At 45.8% G+C, this 13,736-nt stretch carries 13 protein-coding genes and 1 tRNA gene; 13 read left to right on the plus strand and 1 reads right to left on the minus strand.

Annotated elements, in window-relative coordinates; translation table 11 throughout:
- The first annotated feature begins 119 nt into the window (after window positions 1-119).
- The 9 genes from rpmI to FD974_RS04075 all read left to right on the plus strand — a co-directional run bounded on the left by rpmI (window position 120) and on the right by FD974_RS04075 (window position 5,981).
- Window positions 120-317, plus strand: coding sequence for a 50S ribosomal protein L35 (rpmI, locus tag FD974_RS04035; RefSeq protein ID WP_011902674.1), 198 nt, complete (start codon window positions 120-122; stop codon window positions 315-317).
- Window positions 318-343: 26 nt separating this feature from the next.
- Window positions 344-709 (plus strand): 50S ribosomal protein L20, encoded by a 366-nt coding sequence (gene rplT / locus FD974_RS04040; RefSeq protein ID WP_215366018.1) that lies wholly within the window; start codon window positions 344-346, stop codon window positions 707-709.
- Window positions 710-738: 29 nt separating this feature from the next.
- A complete protein-coding gene (pheS, locus tag FD974_RS04045; protein WP_215366020.1) occupies window positions 739-1,785 on the plus strand; it encodes a phenylalanine--tRNA ligase subunit alpha in 1,047 nt (348 codons plus the stop codon).
- A gap of 23 nt (window positions 1,786-1,808) precedes the next feature.
- Window positions 1,809-4,268, plus strand: a complete 2,460-nt coding sequence (gene pheT, locus FD974_RS04050) for a phenylalanine--tRNA ligase subunit beta (RefSeq protein ID WP_215366021.1) — start codon at window positions 1,809-1,811, stop codon at window positions 4,266-4,268.
- 39 nt (window positions 4,269-4,307) lie between these two features.
- Complete coding sequence (locus FD974_RS04055; RefSeq protein WP_215366025.1) at window positions 4,308-4,631, plus strand: integration host factor subunit alpha; 324 nt, start codon at window positions 4,308-4,310, stop codon at window positions 4,629-4,631.
- The gene (locus tag FD974_RS04060) at window positions 4,609-4,959 is read left to right on the plus strand and encodes a MerR family transcriptional regulator (RefSeq protein ID WP_215366027.1); all 351 of its coding nucleotides are present in this window, start codon (window positions 4,609-4,611) and stop codon (window positions 4,957-4,959) included. Before FD974_RS04055 ends, FD974_RS04060 begins: the two co-directional genes overlap by 23 nt.
- Before the next feature lie 25 nt (window positions 4,960-4,984).
- Window positions 4,985-5,061 (plus strand) — tRNA-Pro (locus FD974_RS04065).
- A 36-nt stretch (window positions 5,062-5,097) separates the two neighbouring features.
- On the plus strand, window positions 5,098-5,499 hold the full coding sequence (locus tag FD974_RS04070) for a PaaI family thioesterase (protein WP_215366029.1): 402 nt from the start codon (window positions 5,098-5,100) through the stop codon (window positions 5,497-5,499).
- Window positions 5,500-5,699: 200 nt separating this feature from the next.
- Window positions 5,700-5,981 (plus strand): H-NS family nucleoid-associated regulatory protein, encoded by a 282-nt coding sequence (locus FD974_RS04075; RefSeq protein ID WP_215366031.1) that lies wholly within the window; start codon window positions 5,700-5,702, stop codon window positions 5,979-5,981.
- Between the two features lie 86 nt (window positions 5,982-6,067).
- On the opposite strand, the gene FD974_RS04080 is transcribed toward FD974_RS04075, so the two are convergent.
- Window positions 6,068-6,769 (minus strand): excisionase family DNA-binding protein, encoded by a 702-nt coding sequence (locus FD974_RS04080; protein ID WP_215366033.1) that lies wholly within the window; start codon window positions 6,767-6,769, stop codon window positions 6,068-6,070.
- A 298-nt stretch (window positions 6,770-7,067) separates the two neighbouring features.
- Between FD974_RS04080 and FD974_RS04085 the strand changes: the two genes are divergently transcribed.
- The 4 genes from FD974_RS04085 to zapE are packed head-to-tail and all read left to right on the plus strand — an operon-like array spanning window position 7,068 to window position 13,732.
- On the plus strand, window positions 7,068-9,923 hold the full coding sequence (locus tag FD974_RS04085) for a 2-oxoglutarate dehydrogenase E1 component (RefSeq protein ID WP_215366035.1): 2,856 nt from the start codon (window positions 7,068-7,070) through the stop codon (window positions 9,921-9,923).
- Window positions 9,924-9,965: 42 nt separating this feature from the next.
- The gene (odhB, locus tag FD974_RS04090) at window positions 9,966-11,180 is read left to right on the plus strand and encodes a 2-oxoglutarate dehydrogenase complex dihydrolipoyllysine-residue succinyltransferase (protein ID WP_215366037.1); all 1,215 of its coding nucleotides are present in this window, start codon (window positions 9,966-9,968) and stop codon (window positions 11,178-11,180) included.
- A gap of 11 nt (window positions 11,181-11,191) precedes the next feature.
- A complete protein-coding gene (gene lpdA, locus FD974_RS04095; RefSeq protein WP_215366039.1) occupies window positions 11,192-12,628 on the plus strand; it encodes a dihydrolipoyl dehydrogenase in 1,437 nt (478 codons plus the stop codon).
- Entirely contained in the window at window positions 12,629-13,732 is a 1,104-nt protein-coding gene (zapE, locus tag FD974_RS04100) for a cell division protein ZapE (RefSeq protein WP_215366041.1), read from the plus strand.
- Window positions 13,733-13,736 lie beyond the last annotated feature (4 nt).

Here is a 13,736-nt window from a genome sequence, read left to right on the forward strand (position 1 = left end):
GTTTGTTGTTTAAGTAGGGAGGCATCGAAAGGTGCTGGTAGTTTGAAGTGCTTCTGGGTACAGGAAGCGTAACCGTCGGTTACCACCTATGTTGCACAAAGTAATTGAAGGGGTGCTTTATGCCCAAGATGAAGAGCAAGAGTAGCGCTAAAAAGCGCTTCACGGTTCGCGCAGGCGGAACGATCAAACGAGGTCAGGCTTTTAAACGCCACATCCTCACCAAGAAAACCACCAAGAACAAGCGTCATTTGCGTGGTTCCACAGAAGTTGCGAAGGCAGACGTTAAGTCAATTCGCTCCATGCTTCCATACGCTTAACCTCAGACTAGATTAGGAGAATTTAAATGCCAAGAGTCAAACGTGGGGTTACAGCAAGAGCCCGTCATAAGAAAATCACCGATGCCGCAACTGGCTATCGTGGACGTCGTAAAAATGTATTCCGTATTGCTAAGCAAGCAGTTATGCGTGCTGGTCAATATGCATACCGTGACCGTCGCAACAAGAAACGTGTATTCCGCGCATTGTGGATTGCTCGTATCAACGCGGCAGTTCGTCAGCATGACATGACCTATAGCGTATTCATGAATGGTATGAAGAAAGCGGAGATCGAACTCGATCGTAAAGTGCTTTCCGATATGGCCATTGCTGACAAAGCAGCTTTTGCTGCTTTGGTTACTCGGATCAAATCCGTAGTAAACGCTGCAGCTTAATTCTTAGTCTATCTAAAAACTAAGCTGCAATGGTTTCTCTCGACCACATTGTCGAGGATGCTAAACGTGATTTCCTCGGAGCTGCCGATGCGGCAGCTCTAGAGGACGCGAAAGCCAAGTATCTCGGTAAGTCAGGTGTTCTCACTGAGCGTTTAAAAGCGCTTGGTGGAATGTCGCCTGAGGAGCGTAAGAGTGCTGGCGCCCAAATTAATCAAATCAAAACTCAAGTAGAGACTGCATTACAAGAGCGTCGCCAAGCTTTGGCTGATGCCGTATTGATGCAACGTCTTGCAGCAGAGTCCATCGATGTTTCTATGCCTGGCCGTGGCCAAGCAGTAGGTAGCCTGCATCCTGTGATGCGCACCTGGGAGCGTGTTGAAGAGATCTTCCGCTCGATTGGTTTTGATGTAGCAGATGGCCCTGAAATTGAAACCGATTGGTTTAATTTCACTGCCTTAAACAGTCCCGAGAATCATCCTGCACGCTCAATGCAGGATACGTTTTATGTTGATGGCAAAGATTCCAATGGAAAGCCTTTGCTATTGCGCACCCATACCAGCCCGATTCAGGTTCGTTATGCGAGTGAGCATGTGAAGAAATACGCCCATGCTGACCTAATGCCGCCAATCAAAGTGATTGCCCCAGGCAGAACGTATCGTGTCGATAGTGATGCAACGCATTCACCGATGTTTCATCAGGTTGAAGGTTTATGGATTGCGCAGAGCGTTTCTTTTGCTGATCTCAAGGGTGTGTATACCGACTTCTTGAGAACCTTTTTTGAAACAAATGAATTACAAGTTCGCTTCCGCCCATCCTACTTTCCATTCACTGAGCCTTCAGCTGAGATCGATATGGCCTTTGGTAGCGGTAAGTTAGCCGGCCGTTGGTTAGAGATTTCAGGAGCAGGGCAGGTTCATCCCAATGTATTGCGCAATATGGGTATTGATCCAGAGCGCTATACCGGTTTTGCTTTTGGCTCTGGCTTAGAGCGTTTGACAATGTTGCGCTACGGCGTTGATGATTTGCGCCTCTTCTTTGAAAACGATCTCCGTTTCTTAGCGCAGTTCCCTGCATAACAAATTCAATAAAAGAAACCGCTATGCAATTTTCTGAATCTTGGTTGCGCCAATATGTAAATCCTTCGATTGATAGCAATGCCTTAGGTCATGCAATGACGATGGCGGGTCTCGAGGTTGAAGAACAGCATTCCGTTGCGCCAGCTTTTACAAAAATTGTAGTTGCACAAATTCTCTCAGCTGAGCAGCATCCTGATGCAGACCGCTTGCGTGTTTGTAAAGTCGATGCTGGCACTGGCCAAGAATTACAAATCGTCTGTGGCGCTCCCAATGCCCGTGCTGGCATCAAAATTCCTTGCGCTTTAGTTGGCGCCGAATTACCGCCAGCTGAAGCAGGTGGCAAACCTTTCATGATCAAGGTAGGAAAGCTGCGTGGTGTCGAAAGCCAAGGCATGTTGTGCTCTGGTCGTGAGCTCGGTCTTGGTGATGATCATGAAGGTATCTTGGAGTTACCGGTAGATGCGCCAGTAGGTGAGGATATTCGCAAATACTTAAGCCTAGATGATCAGATCTTTGTTATCAAGCTGACTCCAAATAAAGCAGATTGTTTATCGCTCATGGGTATGGCTCGTGAAGTGTCGGCAATTACTGGTGCTCCATTGTGTGCCCCGAAGTGGACTCCTGCAAATGTCACCATCCAGGACAAGCTCAAAGTTACTGTTGAAAACACGGATCTTTGCGGACGCTTTGCAGGACGCGTGGTTCGTGGCGTCAATCCAAAAGCTCAAACACCGGATTGGATGATTCAAAGGCTTTGTAATGCTGGGCAGAGAAGTATTTCTGCTTTGGTTGATATATCAAATTACGTCATGCTAGAAATGGGTCAACCGACCCATGTGTTTGATATTGACAAATTGACTGGCGCTTTATCGGTGCGTTGGGCCAAGCCTGGAGAAACCCTGGAGTTGTTGAATGGTCAGATAGTGACATTGCAAGGCCCAGATTCTGCTGGCAAGTTGCAAGATGCGGGCGTGGTTGCAGACCAATCCGGCCCAGTAGCGCTTGCTGGGATTATGGGTGGCAATCACTGCGCTGTGACTGACGACACAAAAAACATTTATGTAGAGGCTGCATATTGGCAGCCTTCAGCAATTCAAGGACGTGCACGTCGCTTTAATTTCAGTACGGATGCAGCCCATCGCTTTGAGCGGGGCGTAGATCCACAAAATACCGTCAATTGCCTGGAATATTTAACTGCTTTGATTGTGGAAGTTTGTGGCGGTCAAGTTGGTCCAATTGATGATCAAGTTTTAGCTGTCCCTGGGCGTAAGCCAGTCAGTATGCGTTTAGCAAGAGCTATGAAAGTGATTGGTATTCCGCTAACTAAGGAGATCGTTGCCGATGTTTTTAAGCGTCTTGGCTTTGAATTTAACTTAGAAGCAAGTGACGTATTTGTGGTGACGCCACCAAGCTATCGTTTTGATATTGAAATTGAAGAAGACCTCATTGAAGAAGTTGCACGCATGTATGGCTTTGAGAACATCCCGGATGTTCCTCCAGTAGCAGCTTTAAAGATGAGTGCAAAAGCAGAGGCTAAGCGCGGCGTTCATTTATTGCGTCAACGTTTAGCACTTGAAGGTTACCAGGAAGCTGTGAATTTTGGTTTTACAGATCTTGAAAGTGAGCAGCGTTTAACAGGGGTCACTGAGAAAGAGGTCATTTCAGTACTCAATCCCATTGCCAATCAGTACGGGGTAATGCGAAGTAATCTTTGGGGTGGTTTGTTAAATAACCTCAAGTCCAACCTGAATCGTGGCGCAGCCCGTGTTCGCCTTTTTGAAGCTGGTCGCGTATTTAAACGTGATTTGAATGTTCAGGAAGAGGATGGCAAGGTAGCTGGTTTTTATCAGCCACAGCATTTGGGCGGCTTAGCTTATGGTTCTTTTGTGCCAGAGCAATGGGCAAGCCCAACGCGTGCTGTTGATTTCTTTGACGTGAAGGGTGATCTGCATAGGGCTTTGGATCCACTTCATTTCACTACTGAAGCTGCAGTTCATCCCGCTTTGCATCCTGGCCGCAGTGCAAAAATTTGGCTCCATACATCTCAAGGTAAGCTTGATATTGGTTGGGTGGGAGAGTTACATCCCGCTCTTCAGCAAGCTTATGAGTTAGCGCAAGCGCCAGTTCTTTTTGAGTTGGATCTGGAGGCGATCCGCAATATTGGTATTCCGCAGCCAGAAGAGTTAAGTAAGTTTCCTGCGGTGCAACGGGATTTAGCGCTCGTAGTGAAGCAAGGTGTATCGGCGCAATCCTTAATCGATGCCATGACTGCATGCAAACAGGCTTTTGTGAAGCGCATTGAACTCTTTGATGAATTTAAGCCCAAAGCAGGTTCTAGCAGTATGACTGATGATGAAAAGAGTTTGGCATTCCGGATTACTTTACTGAATCCGCAAGAAACATTGCAGGATGCGCAAATTGAAGCGGTTATGACGAGCTTGCTGAAATCGCTAGAGAAAAATTGCGCAGCTCGTCTGCGCTAGGTTTAGTATTGAGCATAGAACCAAAAAGAGGGCGTTCAAATGAATGATTTAGCTAATAACGATACCGTTACCAAAAATGAATTGTCAGAGGCGCTCTTTGATCAAGTTGGACTAAACAAGCGTGAAGCAAAAGACATGATTGATGCGTTCTTTGATCGCATTGGTCAGTCACTAGAGGCTGGTGTAGAAGTCAAAATTTCAGGCTTTGGTAATTTCCAGTTGCGCAATAAATCGGCACGCCCAGGGCGCAACCCTAAGACAGGTCAAATGATTCCGATTGCAGCGCGTCGCGTTGTTACTTTTCATGCCAGTCAAAAACTCAAAGATGTAGTTGAGTCACATGCTCGAGAAAACAGCATTTGATTCTGGGTCGACGCTGCTAAGTTCGCAGCTTCCACCCATACCTGCTAAACGTTATTTCACGATTGGTGAAGTGGCGGACCTTTGTGGCGTTCGATCCCATGTTTTACGTTATTGGGAGCAAGAGTTCTCACAATTAAGCCCACAAAAGCGCCGTGGCAATCGTCGTTACTATCAACATCATGAGGTTGTGCTAATTCGTAAGATTCGCTCACTCTTGTATGAGGAAGGTTTCACTATTAGTGGAGCTCGCAATCGTCTTGATGAAGCGCGCGGTGAGTTACGCTTGCGTGACGAGTTGCAGGCCGTCCTTCAGATTCTGTCTAAATAGTTACTGATACAATTTTGTCTTTCGTCGGGGCGTAGCGCAGCCTGGTAGCGTACATGCATGGGGTGCATGTGGTCGGAGGTTCAAATCCTCTCGCCCCGACCACCTATTTCTGGTAATCCTCACAATATCTCACTAGATATGACCGCTAATCAAAACAACACCACTTATTTTGGCTTAACCATTCCTTTTCTGGCGCACCTTGGTGTCGTGCCAGAATTTGCTGAAGGGGGTAAATCCCGTATTAGCTTGGAGATCAAACCAGAATTTGAGAATAGCTTTCACATTGCCCATGGTGGTGTGGTAATGACGCTTCTCGACTTTGCGATGGGGGCTGCTGCCCGAAGTACAAGCAATCAGCCCTTAGGCGCCATGACCATTGATATGAGTGTGAGCTTTTTGCGTCCCAGCACCGGGAGAATTGTTGTCGAAGGGTCTGTGCTGAAATCTGGCAAAACCATTCATTATTGTGAGGCGGTGGTGTTAAATGCAGCGGGTGAGATTAGCGCTAAAGCCAGTGGTACTTTTATGTTGAGAAGATAGGTTGCTATATAAATAATTTATATTATTTATAATTAATATCAAATAAATTAATTAAGAAGCAACATAAACCATTAATTTATAAAGGTTTATATTTTTAATCTCATTATTATTTTTTATTCATCATAATCCGATACAATATACATTTAGTAATAATTATTCTATTGTTATCTGAAATAACTACTATTCGGAGAAATTAATACATGTCTTCTTATAAAGAGCTTTTAGCTCAGCGTGAGCAGTTAGATAAGCAAATCAAAGAAGCAATTCAACGCGAAAAAGCTGATGGCATTGCTAAAGCAAAATTGATTATTGAGCAATACAACTTAACAGCCTCTGATTTATTCAGCCGTAAGGCGGGCGCTAAGAGCGGTGGTAAGGTTGCGCCCAAGTATCGTAATTCCGCAACTGGCGAAACTTGGACAGGTCGTGGTAAGGCGCCAAAGTGGATAGAAGGTAGAGATCGCAGTAACTTTATTATCTAAGTTGCTGATTTAAATAGAAATCTATCTTTAAAGGCTGATCAGTCTAACTTGATCAGCCTTTATTTTTTCTTAGATCGCTTAATGACTTAGGCGCATTTTCGATTTAGGGCTGTAATAAAAATCGGCTCTAATAAATGGTGCCTATTTTCTTGGCCAGGGCCAGCTTCAAGTTCGGGGTTGGTTGCCGGGTAAGCAATTATCAAGGGATTTTGGTCTATCAGACCGTTTTCTAGCTCTTCTTTGAGTATCTGGGGGTGTTGAGATCGCATCCCAGTTGCATTTTCATCTGCAAGACCCATTACACCCGGGTGAAGCGTAATAAAACCCTCATCTACTAATATGGGGATCCCTTGGGTATCTTTGTTATTACTGAGGTAATGAATGAGGTGTACTTGTTCCACTGGAGGGATTAATGCATCTAAAAAGATTAAATCTGGCGCTATCGATACTGCTCTCATTAAGCCTTCAAGGCTATCTACAGATACCTCCATTTCGACCTTAAGCTGCCAGCATTGAATGGATTCTAGTAATTCAGCGCTATTTTCAATCCTCCTAAAAATACCCATTGCAATACAGTTTTGGGTAGTTTTTTGGCGCATAGCCCTTTTACGTCGGGCTAGCTGCTGATCAAGTGAGCTAGCCAGAATGCGTCTATGGCCCCCACGGGTTTTCCAGGCGATGAGTTCGCCTAATTCAACCATTTTTTGGACGGTTCCCAAAGACACCTGTAAAACCTTAGCGCTTTGCCTGGTACTTAAATATTCCATTTCAGGGGTAATTTCTTTCATATTTCCTTCATCTTGGCAGTTCATTTAGAGATTTAGAGAATAAAAAGCAATTTTGGTGAAATCTGTCAGGTGGGATTTAAAGCCGGGTAGGAAAATTCTTATTCAATGGCTCTAATGGGAAATCGCCTTTAAAAAAGGGGTACATCAGGGAAAGTCCTTTATACATCAATGGTTAATCGTGTAAAATTGCGATGCTGTAAACGTATTTGCACAGATCAATCCGAAAACTGGTAAAGCTGGGGATCGGATGGTTATAACCACAGTTTTTATTCGGGAAACCCGATGAAAGGTGAGCATCATGATGCAGGATCAAAGAGATAACTCCTATCTCTTCGGCGGAAACGCACCCTATGTAGAGGAACTCTACGAATCCTACTTGCACGACCCCGCGTCAGTTGCTGACCATTGGCGTGACTATTTTGATAATGTGAAGCAGGTTCCTGCAGTTGATGGTTCTTCTAGGGCCGATATTGCTCACGGACCGATTGTTGCCTCCTTTGCAGAGCGCGCAAAGCAAGGTCCCATTAGGACCGTATCTGATTCCGCTGACTCCGAGATGGGGCGTAAGCGGGTTGCAGTTCAGCAGTTGATTGCTGCATACCGTAACGTTGGTAATCGCTGGGCGGATATCGATCCCTTGAAACGCAGTGAGCGCCCTGATATTCCAGAGCTTGATCCTGCTTTCTATGGCTTTACTGATGGCGATATGGATATCGTCTTCAATACGAGTAATACCTTCTTTGGCAAGAGCGAGATGACTTTGCGAGATCTCTTGCAAGCCTTGCGTCAAACCTACTGCGGCACTTTAGGTGCTGAGTACATGTTTATTGCTGACCAAACGATTAAAAAATGGTGGCAAGAAAAGTTAGAGTCGATTCGTTCGACTCCTCACTTCAATGTAGATCAAAAGCGCCAGATCTTAGATCGCGTTACTGCGGCAGAGGGCTTGGAGCGCTATTTACAGGCTAAGTATGTTGGCCAAAAACGCTTCTCTCTGGAGGGTGGTGAAAGTTTCATTGCCTGTATGGATGAGCTGATTCGTGAGTCTGGCTCCAAAGGTGTCCAAGAAATCGTGATTGGTATGGCCCACCGTGGTCGACTTAATATATTGGTAAACGTTTTAGGCAAGATGCCGTCAGACCTCTTTGCTGAGTTTGAGCACAAAGGCCCAGAAACGCTACCGGCAGGTGATGTGAAGTATCACCAAGGTTTCTCTAGTGACATATCTACGCCAGCAGGACCTGTGCATTTGTCATTGGCGTTTAACCCATCCCATTTAGAAATCGTCAACCCTGTGGTTGAGGGTTCTGCACGCGCACGTATGGAGCGCCGTGGAGATATGTTGGGTGAGCAAGTGTTGCCAGTATTGGTGCATGGCGACGCTGCAATTGCGGGTCAGGGCGTCATGCAAGAAACCTTAGCGATGGCTGAGGTGCGTGGCTATTCCACAGGTGGCACGATTCATATCGTGATCAATAACCAAATTGGTTTTACAACCTCTGATCCACGGGATTTACGTTCAAGCTTGTATTGCACGGACATCATGAAAGTCATTGATGCGCCTGTATTGCATGTGAATGGGGATGATCCAGAGGCTGTAGTGTTAGCTACTAAGTTAGCTGTTGAGTTCCGCACCCAGTTTCATAAAGATGTTGCCATTGATATTGTTTGCTTCAGAAAATTGGGACACAACGAGCAAGATACGCCAGCAATGACGCAGCCTTTGATGTACAAGATTATTGCTGCTCACCCTGGCACCCGTAAGCTCTATGCCGATAAGTTAGAAGCCCAAGGAATTTTGCCGGTAGGCACTGGCGATTTAATGGTGAAAGAATATCGCGCAGACATGGATGCTGGTAAGCAAACCTCTGACCCGGTATTGAGTAACTTTAAGGGTAAGTTCGCTGTCGATTGGTCACCTTTCTTAAATAAGAAATGGACTGATGAAGCGGATACCGCTATTCCGCTAACAGAGTGGAAGCGTTTGGCTGAACGCGTTTCTTCTGTGCGTGAAGGTTTTAAAGTTCACCCGCTAGTAGAAAAGGTATTAAAGGATCGTGCTGCTATGGGCCGCGGAGAAACCAATATTGACTGGGGTATGGGCGAGCATATGGCTTTTGCTTCCTTGGTTGCTAGTGGCTACCCAGTGCGCTTATCTGGTGAGGATAGTGGTCGTGGAACATTTACACACCGCCATGCAGTGCTACACAATCAAAATCGCGAAAAATGGGATAAAGGGGTTTACATTCCCTTGCGCCATATTGCCAAGGATCAAGCACCATTTTTAGTGATTGACTCTATTTTGTCTGAAGAGGCTGTGCTTGGATTTGAGTATGGCTATGCTTCAGCAGAGCCCAATACGCTTACCATTTGGGAAGCGCAGTTCGGTGACTTTGCTAACGGCGCTCAAGTCGTCATTGATCAATTCATTGCCTCTGGCGAAGTGAAGTGGGGCCGTGCAAATGGTCTCGTGATGATGTTGCCGCATGGTTATGAGGGTCAAGGCCCTGAGCATTCATCAGCACGTTTAGAGCGTTTTATGCAATTGTGTGCTGATACGAATATGCAGGTCATTCAGCCAACCACTGCAGCGCAAATCTTCCATGTATTGCGCCGTCAAATGATTCGTCAGTTCCGTAAGCCGTTGATCTTGATGACGCCAAAATCTTTGCTGCGCAACAAGGAAGCCTCTTCACCTCTTTCAGAATTTACGAAGGGTGGATTCCAAACCATCTTGCCTGAACGTGATGAAACAATTGATCCTAAAAAGGTTACTCGTTTGATCATGTGTTCAGGAAAGGTCTACTACGATCTTGCTAAGACGCGTACTGATAAGAAGCAGGATGAGGTTGCCATTATTCGTTTGGAGCAACTCTATCCATTCCCACACAAAGCCTTGGCTGCGGAATTGAAGAAGTACCCCAAATTGGAAGAGGTGGTGTGGTGTCAAGATGAACCGCAAAACCAAGGAGCCTGGTTCTTTGTCCAGCACAATATCCTGGAGAATATGTCTGATGGTATGAAGTTAGCTTATGCCGGTCGCCCTGCATCTGCTTCACCTGCTTGTGGATATGCCCATCTCCATCAAGATCAACAGAAATCGCTTCTTTCAGCAGCATTCGCAAAATTAAAGGGTTATGTCATTACAAAGTAATCGTAGACATCACTCACACACAAACACTCAATAGGAATAATCATGGCTATTTTTGAAGTTAAAGTCCCCCAACTCTCCGAGTCAGTAGCAGAAGCTACTTTGTTGCAATGGAAAAAGAAGGTCGGCGATGCCGTCGGTCAAGACGAGATCTTGATTGAAATTGAAACAGATAAAGTGGTGTTAGAAGTTCCATCCCCGTCTGCTGGCGTGTTGACTGAAATCGTTGTTGGCGATGGCGGTACCGTTGTGGCTGAGCAGTTGATTGCCAAGATTGATAGCACTGCAGTTGCAACTTCAGCTCCAGCTGCAGAAGCAGCGCCAGCGCCAGCGGCGGCTACCCCTGCAAAGCCTGCTCCAGCTCCCGCACCTGCAGCAAAATCTTCCGGTGCAGCAGCTGCACCTTCAGCAGCAAAAATTCTGGCAGAGAAAAATATCGATGCGAGTCAAGTTGCTGGTTCTGGACGTGATGGCCGTATCACTAAGGGCGACGCTTTAAATGCTTCTGCCGGCGCTGCAAAATCAGCTGCGTTACCAAGCGCGCCAATTCCAATGGGTGATCGCCCAGAAGAGCGCGTACCAATGAGTCGTTTACGTGCTCGTATTGCAGAGCGTTTGCTTGAGTCCCAAGCAAACAATGCCATTTTGACAACTTTCAATGAAGTCAATATGGCGCCAGTGATTGCAATGCGTAATAAGTACAAAGATCAGTTTGAAAAAGTACACGGCGTGAAATTAGGCTTTATGTCTTTCTTTGTAAAAGCAGCTACACATGCCTTGAAGAAGTTCCCCTTACTCAATGCCTCTGTTGATGGTAATGACATCGTTTACCACGGCTACTTTGATATTGGTATTGCAGTGAGCTCACCACGTGGTTTGGTAGTTCCTATTCTGCGCGATGTTGATCAAATGAACTTGGCGGATATCGAGAAGAAGATTGCTGAATTTGGTGCTAAAGCACGCGATGGTAAGTTATCTATCGAAGAGTTGACTGGCGGTACTTTCTCCATCTCGAATGGTGGTGTATTTGGTTCCATGCTATCCACTCCAATCATTAACCCTCCTCAGTCTGCGATCTTGGGCATTCATGCGACCAAAGAGCGTGCTGTGGTTGAGAATGGTCAAATCGTGATTCGCCCGATTAACTACTTAGCGCTTTCTTATGACCATCGCATCATTGACGGTCGTGAAGCGGTGCTTGGTTTGGTGGCCATGAAGGATGCTTTAGAAGATCCTTCACGACTCCTTCTTGATTTGTAAGAGGGAAGATCATGAGTCAATCATTTGATGTATTGGTTATTGGTGGCGGGCCTGGCGGTTACATCGCCGCGATTCGTGCAGCGCAATTGGGTTTCAAGGTGGCTTGTGCAGAATCAAATGCCTATGACGATCCTAAGGGCGAAGTACGCTTAGGTGGAACTTGCTTAAACGTTGGTTGTATTCCTTCAAAGGCTTTGCTAGCTTCCTCCGAAGAGTTCGAGAAAATCAGTCACCACGTTGCTGATCATGGCATCACCGTAGGTTCTGTGAAGCTTGATTCTGGCAAGATGATTGCCCGTAAAGATGCCATCGTTACCAAGATGACTGCCGGTATTCAGTTCTTATTCCGCAAAAATAAAATTACCTTGCTAAAAGGCCATGCTTCATTCGAAGGCAAAGGCGCTGATGGCTATCAAGTCAAGATTGATGGCAAGGATCAGGAAGTGGTTACGGCGAAGAACGTCATTATTGCAACGGGTTCTAAAGCGCGCCATTTGCCAAATATCCCGGTAGACAATGTTTTGATTAGTGATAACGAGGGTGGCCTCAAGTTTGATTCCATTCCAAAGAAATTGGGTGTGATTGGTGCGGGCGTGATCGGTTTAGAGTTGGGCTCTGTATGGCGTCGTGTTGGTTCTGATGTCACTATTCTTGAGGCGCTCCCATCATTCTTGGGTGCATGCGATCAAGGCATCGCTAAAGAAGCTCAAAAGATTTTCACTAAGCAAGGCCTGAAGATCAATATGGGCGTCAAGATTGGTGAAGTTAAGGCGGATAAAAAAGGGGTTGTTGTTAACTACACCGATAGCGAAGGTAAGGCTCAGAAGTTAGAGTGCGATCGCTTAATTGTTTCTGTTGGTCGCGTACCAAATACCGAGAAGCTCGGTTTAGACAAGATTGGTTTAAAAGTGGATGAGCGTGGATTTATCCCTATCGATGACCATACTTGTGCAACAGCCGCTCCTGGTGTTTATGCGGTGGGTGACGTTGTGCGTGGTCCGATGTTGGCCCACAAAGCTGAGGATGAAGGTGTATTGGTTGCTGAGGTCATTGCTGGCCAAAAGCCACACATTGATTACAACTGTATTCCTTGGGTAATCTACACCGACCCAGAAATTGCTTGGGTTGGTAAAACCGAACAACAATTAAAAGAAGCTGGTATTGCTTATAAGGCCGGTCAATTCCCATTTGCTGCTAATGGCCGTGCTTTGGGTATGGATCGTTCTGATGGCTTTGTCAAAGTGTTAGCTGATGCGAAGACCGATGAAATTCTTGGTGTTCACATCATTGGGCCAAATGCCTCCGATCTAATTGCAGAAGCGGCTGTAGCAATGGAATTTAAAGCAGCAGCTGAAGATATTGCTCGCATCTGTCATCCGCATCCAAGTTTGTCTGAGGTGATGCGTGAAGCTGCTTTAGCGACGGATTCACGTGCATTAAATATGTAATTGAAAGCCTTAGAGTATTACCATCAAGAGTTAAAGGCGCGCGGGTATCAAAGCGATCCCGCGCAGCTCAACGCTATTGAACGCTTACAGCGTTGTGAAGATGAGTGGATTGCCTATAAAGAAATTCGCAGCAGCGGATTAAAAAAGAAATTATTTAAACCGAAATTACCCCGTGGTGTTTATCTCTGGGGCGGCGTGGGTCGCGGCAAATCATTCTTGATGGATTGCTTTTATGCCGCCTCGCCATTAGAGAAAAAAATCCGCATTCATTTTCATGAATTTATGCGAGAGGTCCATCGCGAGCTTCATGAGCTTTCTGGCATGGCCGATCCTTTGGATGAGCTCTCTAAGCGAATTGCAAATCGCTACCGTTTAATCTGCTTCGATGAGTTTCATATTAATGACATTGCAGATGCCATGATTTTGTATCGTTTATTGAGTGCATTGTTTGAGGATCGAGTTCAGTTTGTGATGACATCGAACTATCGACCCGATCAACTGTATCCGAATGGATTGCATCGAGATCGTTTGTTGCCGGCAATTAAATTGCTAGAAGATCAATTAGATGTGTTGAATGTGGATGCCGGCAGTGATTACCGACGAGTGCAAATGGCTCAGGTAGAGGCCTATTTAACCCCATTGGGTGCTCAAACCCACGTCGTTTTGAAGCAAATGTTTCAATCTTTAATTGGTAATCAAAAAGAAACAGTCCGCCCAGTATTGCGGATTGAATCACGTGAGTTGCGCCCCCTTCATATGGCTGAAGGGGTGGTTTGGTTTGACTTTCAGACCCTGTGTTGTGGCCCTCGTTCCCAAAATGACTATTTAGAGATCGCTAAGCAGTTTCATACGGTTATTTTGTCTGAAGTGCCTTATATGCCCCCTAGGATGACCAATGAAGCCCGTCGCTTCATCTGGCTGATTGATGTTTTGTATGACCATAAGATCAAATTAATCATCTCTGCAGAGGTTCCGGCTATGGAGCTGTATACAGAAGGCCAGATCACCAGTGAGTTCTCCAGAACCGTGTCTCGCCTTGTTGAGATGCAATCCCGAGACTACCTTGATGCTCCGCGGCGGGTAATTGATACCAGCTTGACCTAAAATA

This window comes from Polynucleobacter sp. es-EL-1, assembly GCF_018687975.1.
Classification (GTDB): Bacteria; Pseudomonadota; Gammaproteobacteria; order Burkholderiales; family Burkholderiaceae; genus Polynucleobacter.

Bases quoted from the DNA above. Each gene is read 5' to 3' on its own strand.
- FD974_RS04060 (WP_215366027.1), top strand. From the start codon at position 4,609: ATGCTCGAGAAAACAGCATTTGATTCTGGGTCGACGCTGCTAAGTTCG.
- pheT (WP_215366021.1), top strand. From the start codon at position 1,809: ATGCAATTTTCTGAATCTTGGTTGCGCCAATATGTAAATCCTTCGATT.
- FD974_RS04075 (WP_215366031.1), top strand. From the start codon at position 5,700: ATGTCTTCTTATAAAGAGCTTTTAGCTCAGCGTGAGCAGTTAGATAAG.
- rplT (WP_215366018.1), top strand. From the start codon at position 344: ATGCCAAGAGTCAAACGTGGGGTTACAGCAAGAGCCCGTCATAAGAAA.
- FD974_RS04055 (WP_215366025.1), top strand. From the start codon at position 4,308: ATGAATGATTTAGCTAATAACGATACCGTTACCAAAAATGAATTGTCA.
- FD974_RS04070 (WP_215366029.1), top strand. From the start codon at position 5,098: ATGACCGCTAATCAAAACAACACCACTTATTTTGGCTTAACCATTCCT.
- FD974_RS04080 (WP_215366033.1), bottom strand. From the start codon at position 6,769: ATGAAAGAAATTACCCCTGAAATGGAATATTTAAGTACCAGGCAAAGC.
- FD974_RS04085 (WP_215366035.1), top strand. From the start codon at position 7,068: ATGATGCAGGATCAAAGAGATAACTCCTATCTCTTCGGCGGAAACGCA.
- lpdA (WP_215366039.1), top strand. From the start codon at position 11,192: ATGAGTCAATCATTTGATGTATTGGTTATTGGTGGCGGGCCTGGCGGT.
- pheS (WP_215366020.1), top strand. From the start codon at position 739: ATGGTTTCTCTCGACCACATTGTCGAGGATGCTAAACGTGATTTCCTC.
- rpmI (WP_011902674.1), top strand. From the start codon at position 120: ATGCCCAAGATGAAGAGCAAGAGTAGCGCTAAAAAGCGCTTCACGGTT.
- odhB (WP_215366037.1), top strand. From the start codon at position 9,966: ATGGCTATTTTTGAAGTTAAAGTCCCCCAACTCTCCGAGTCAGTAGCA.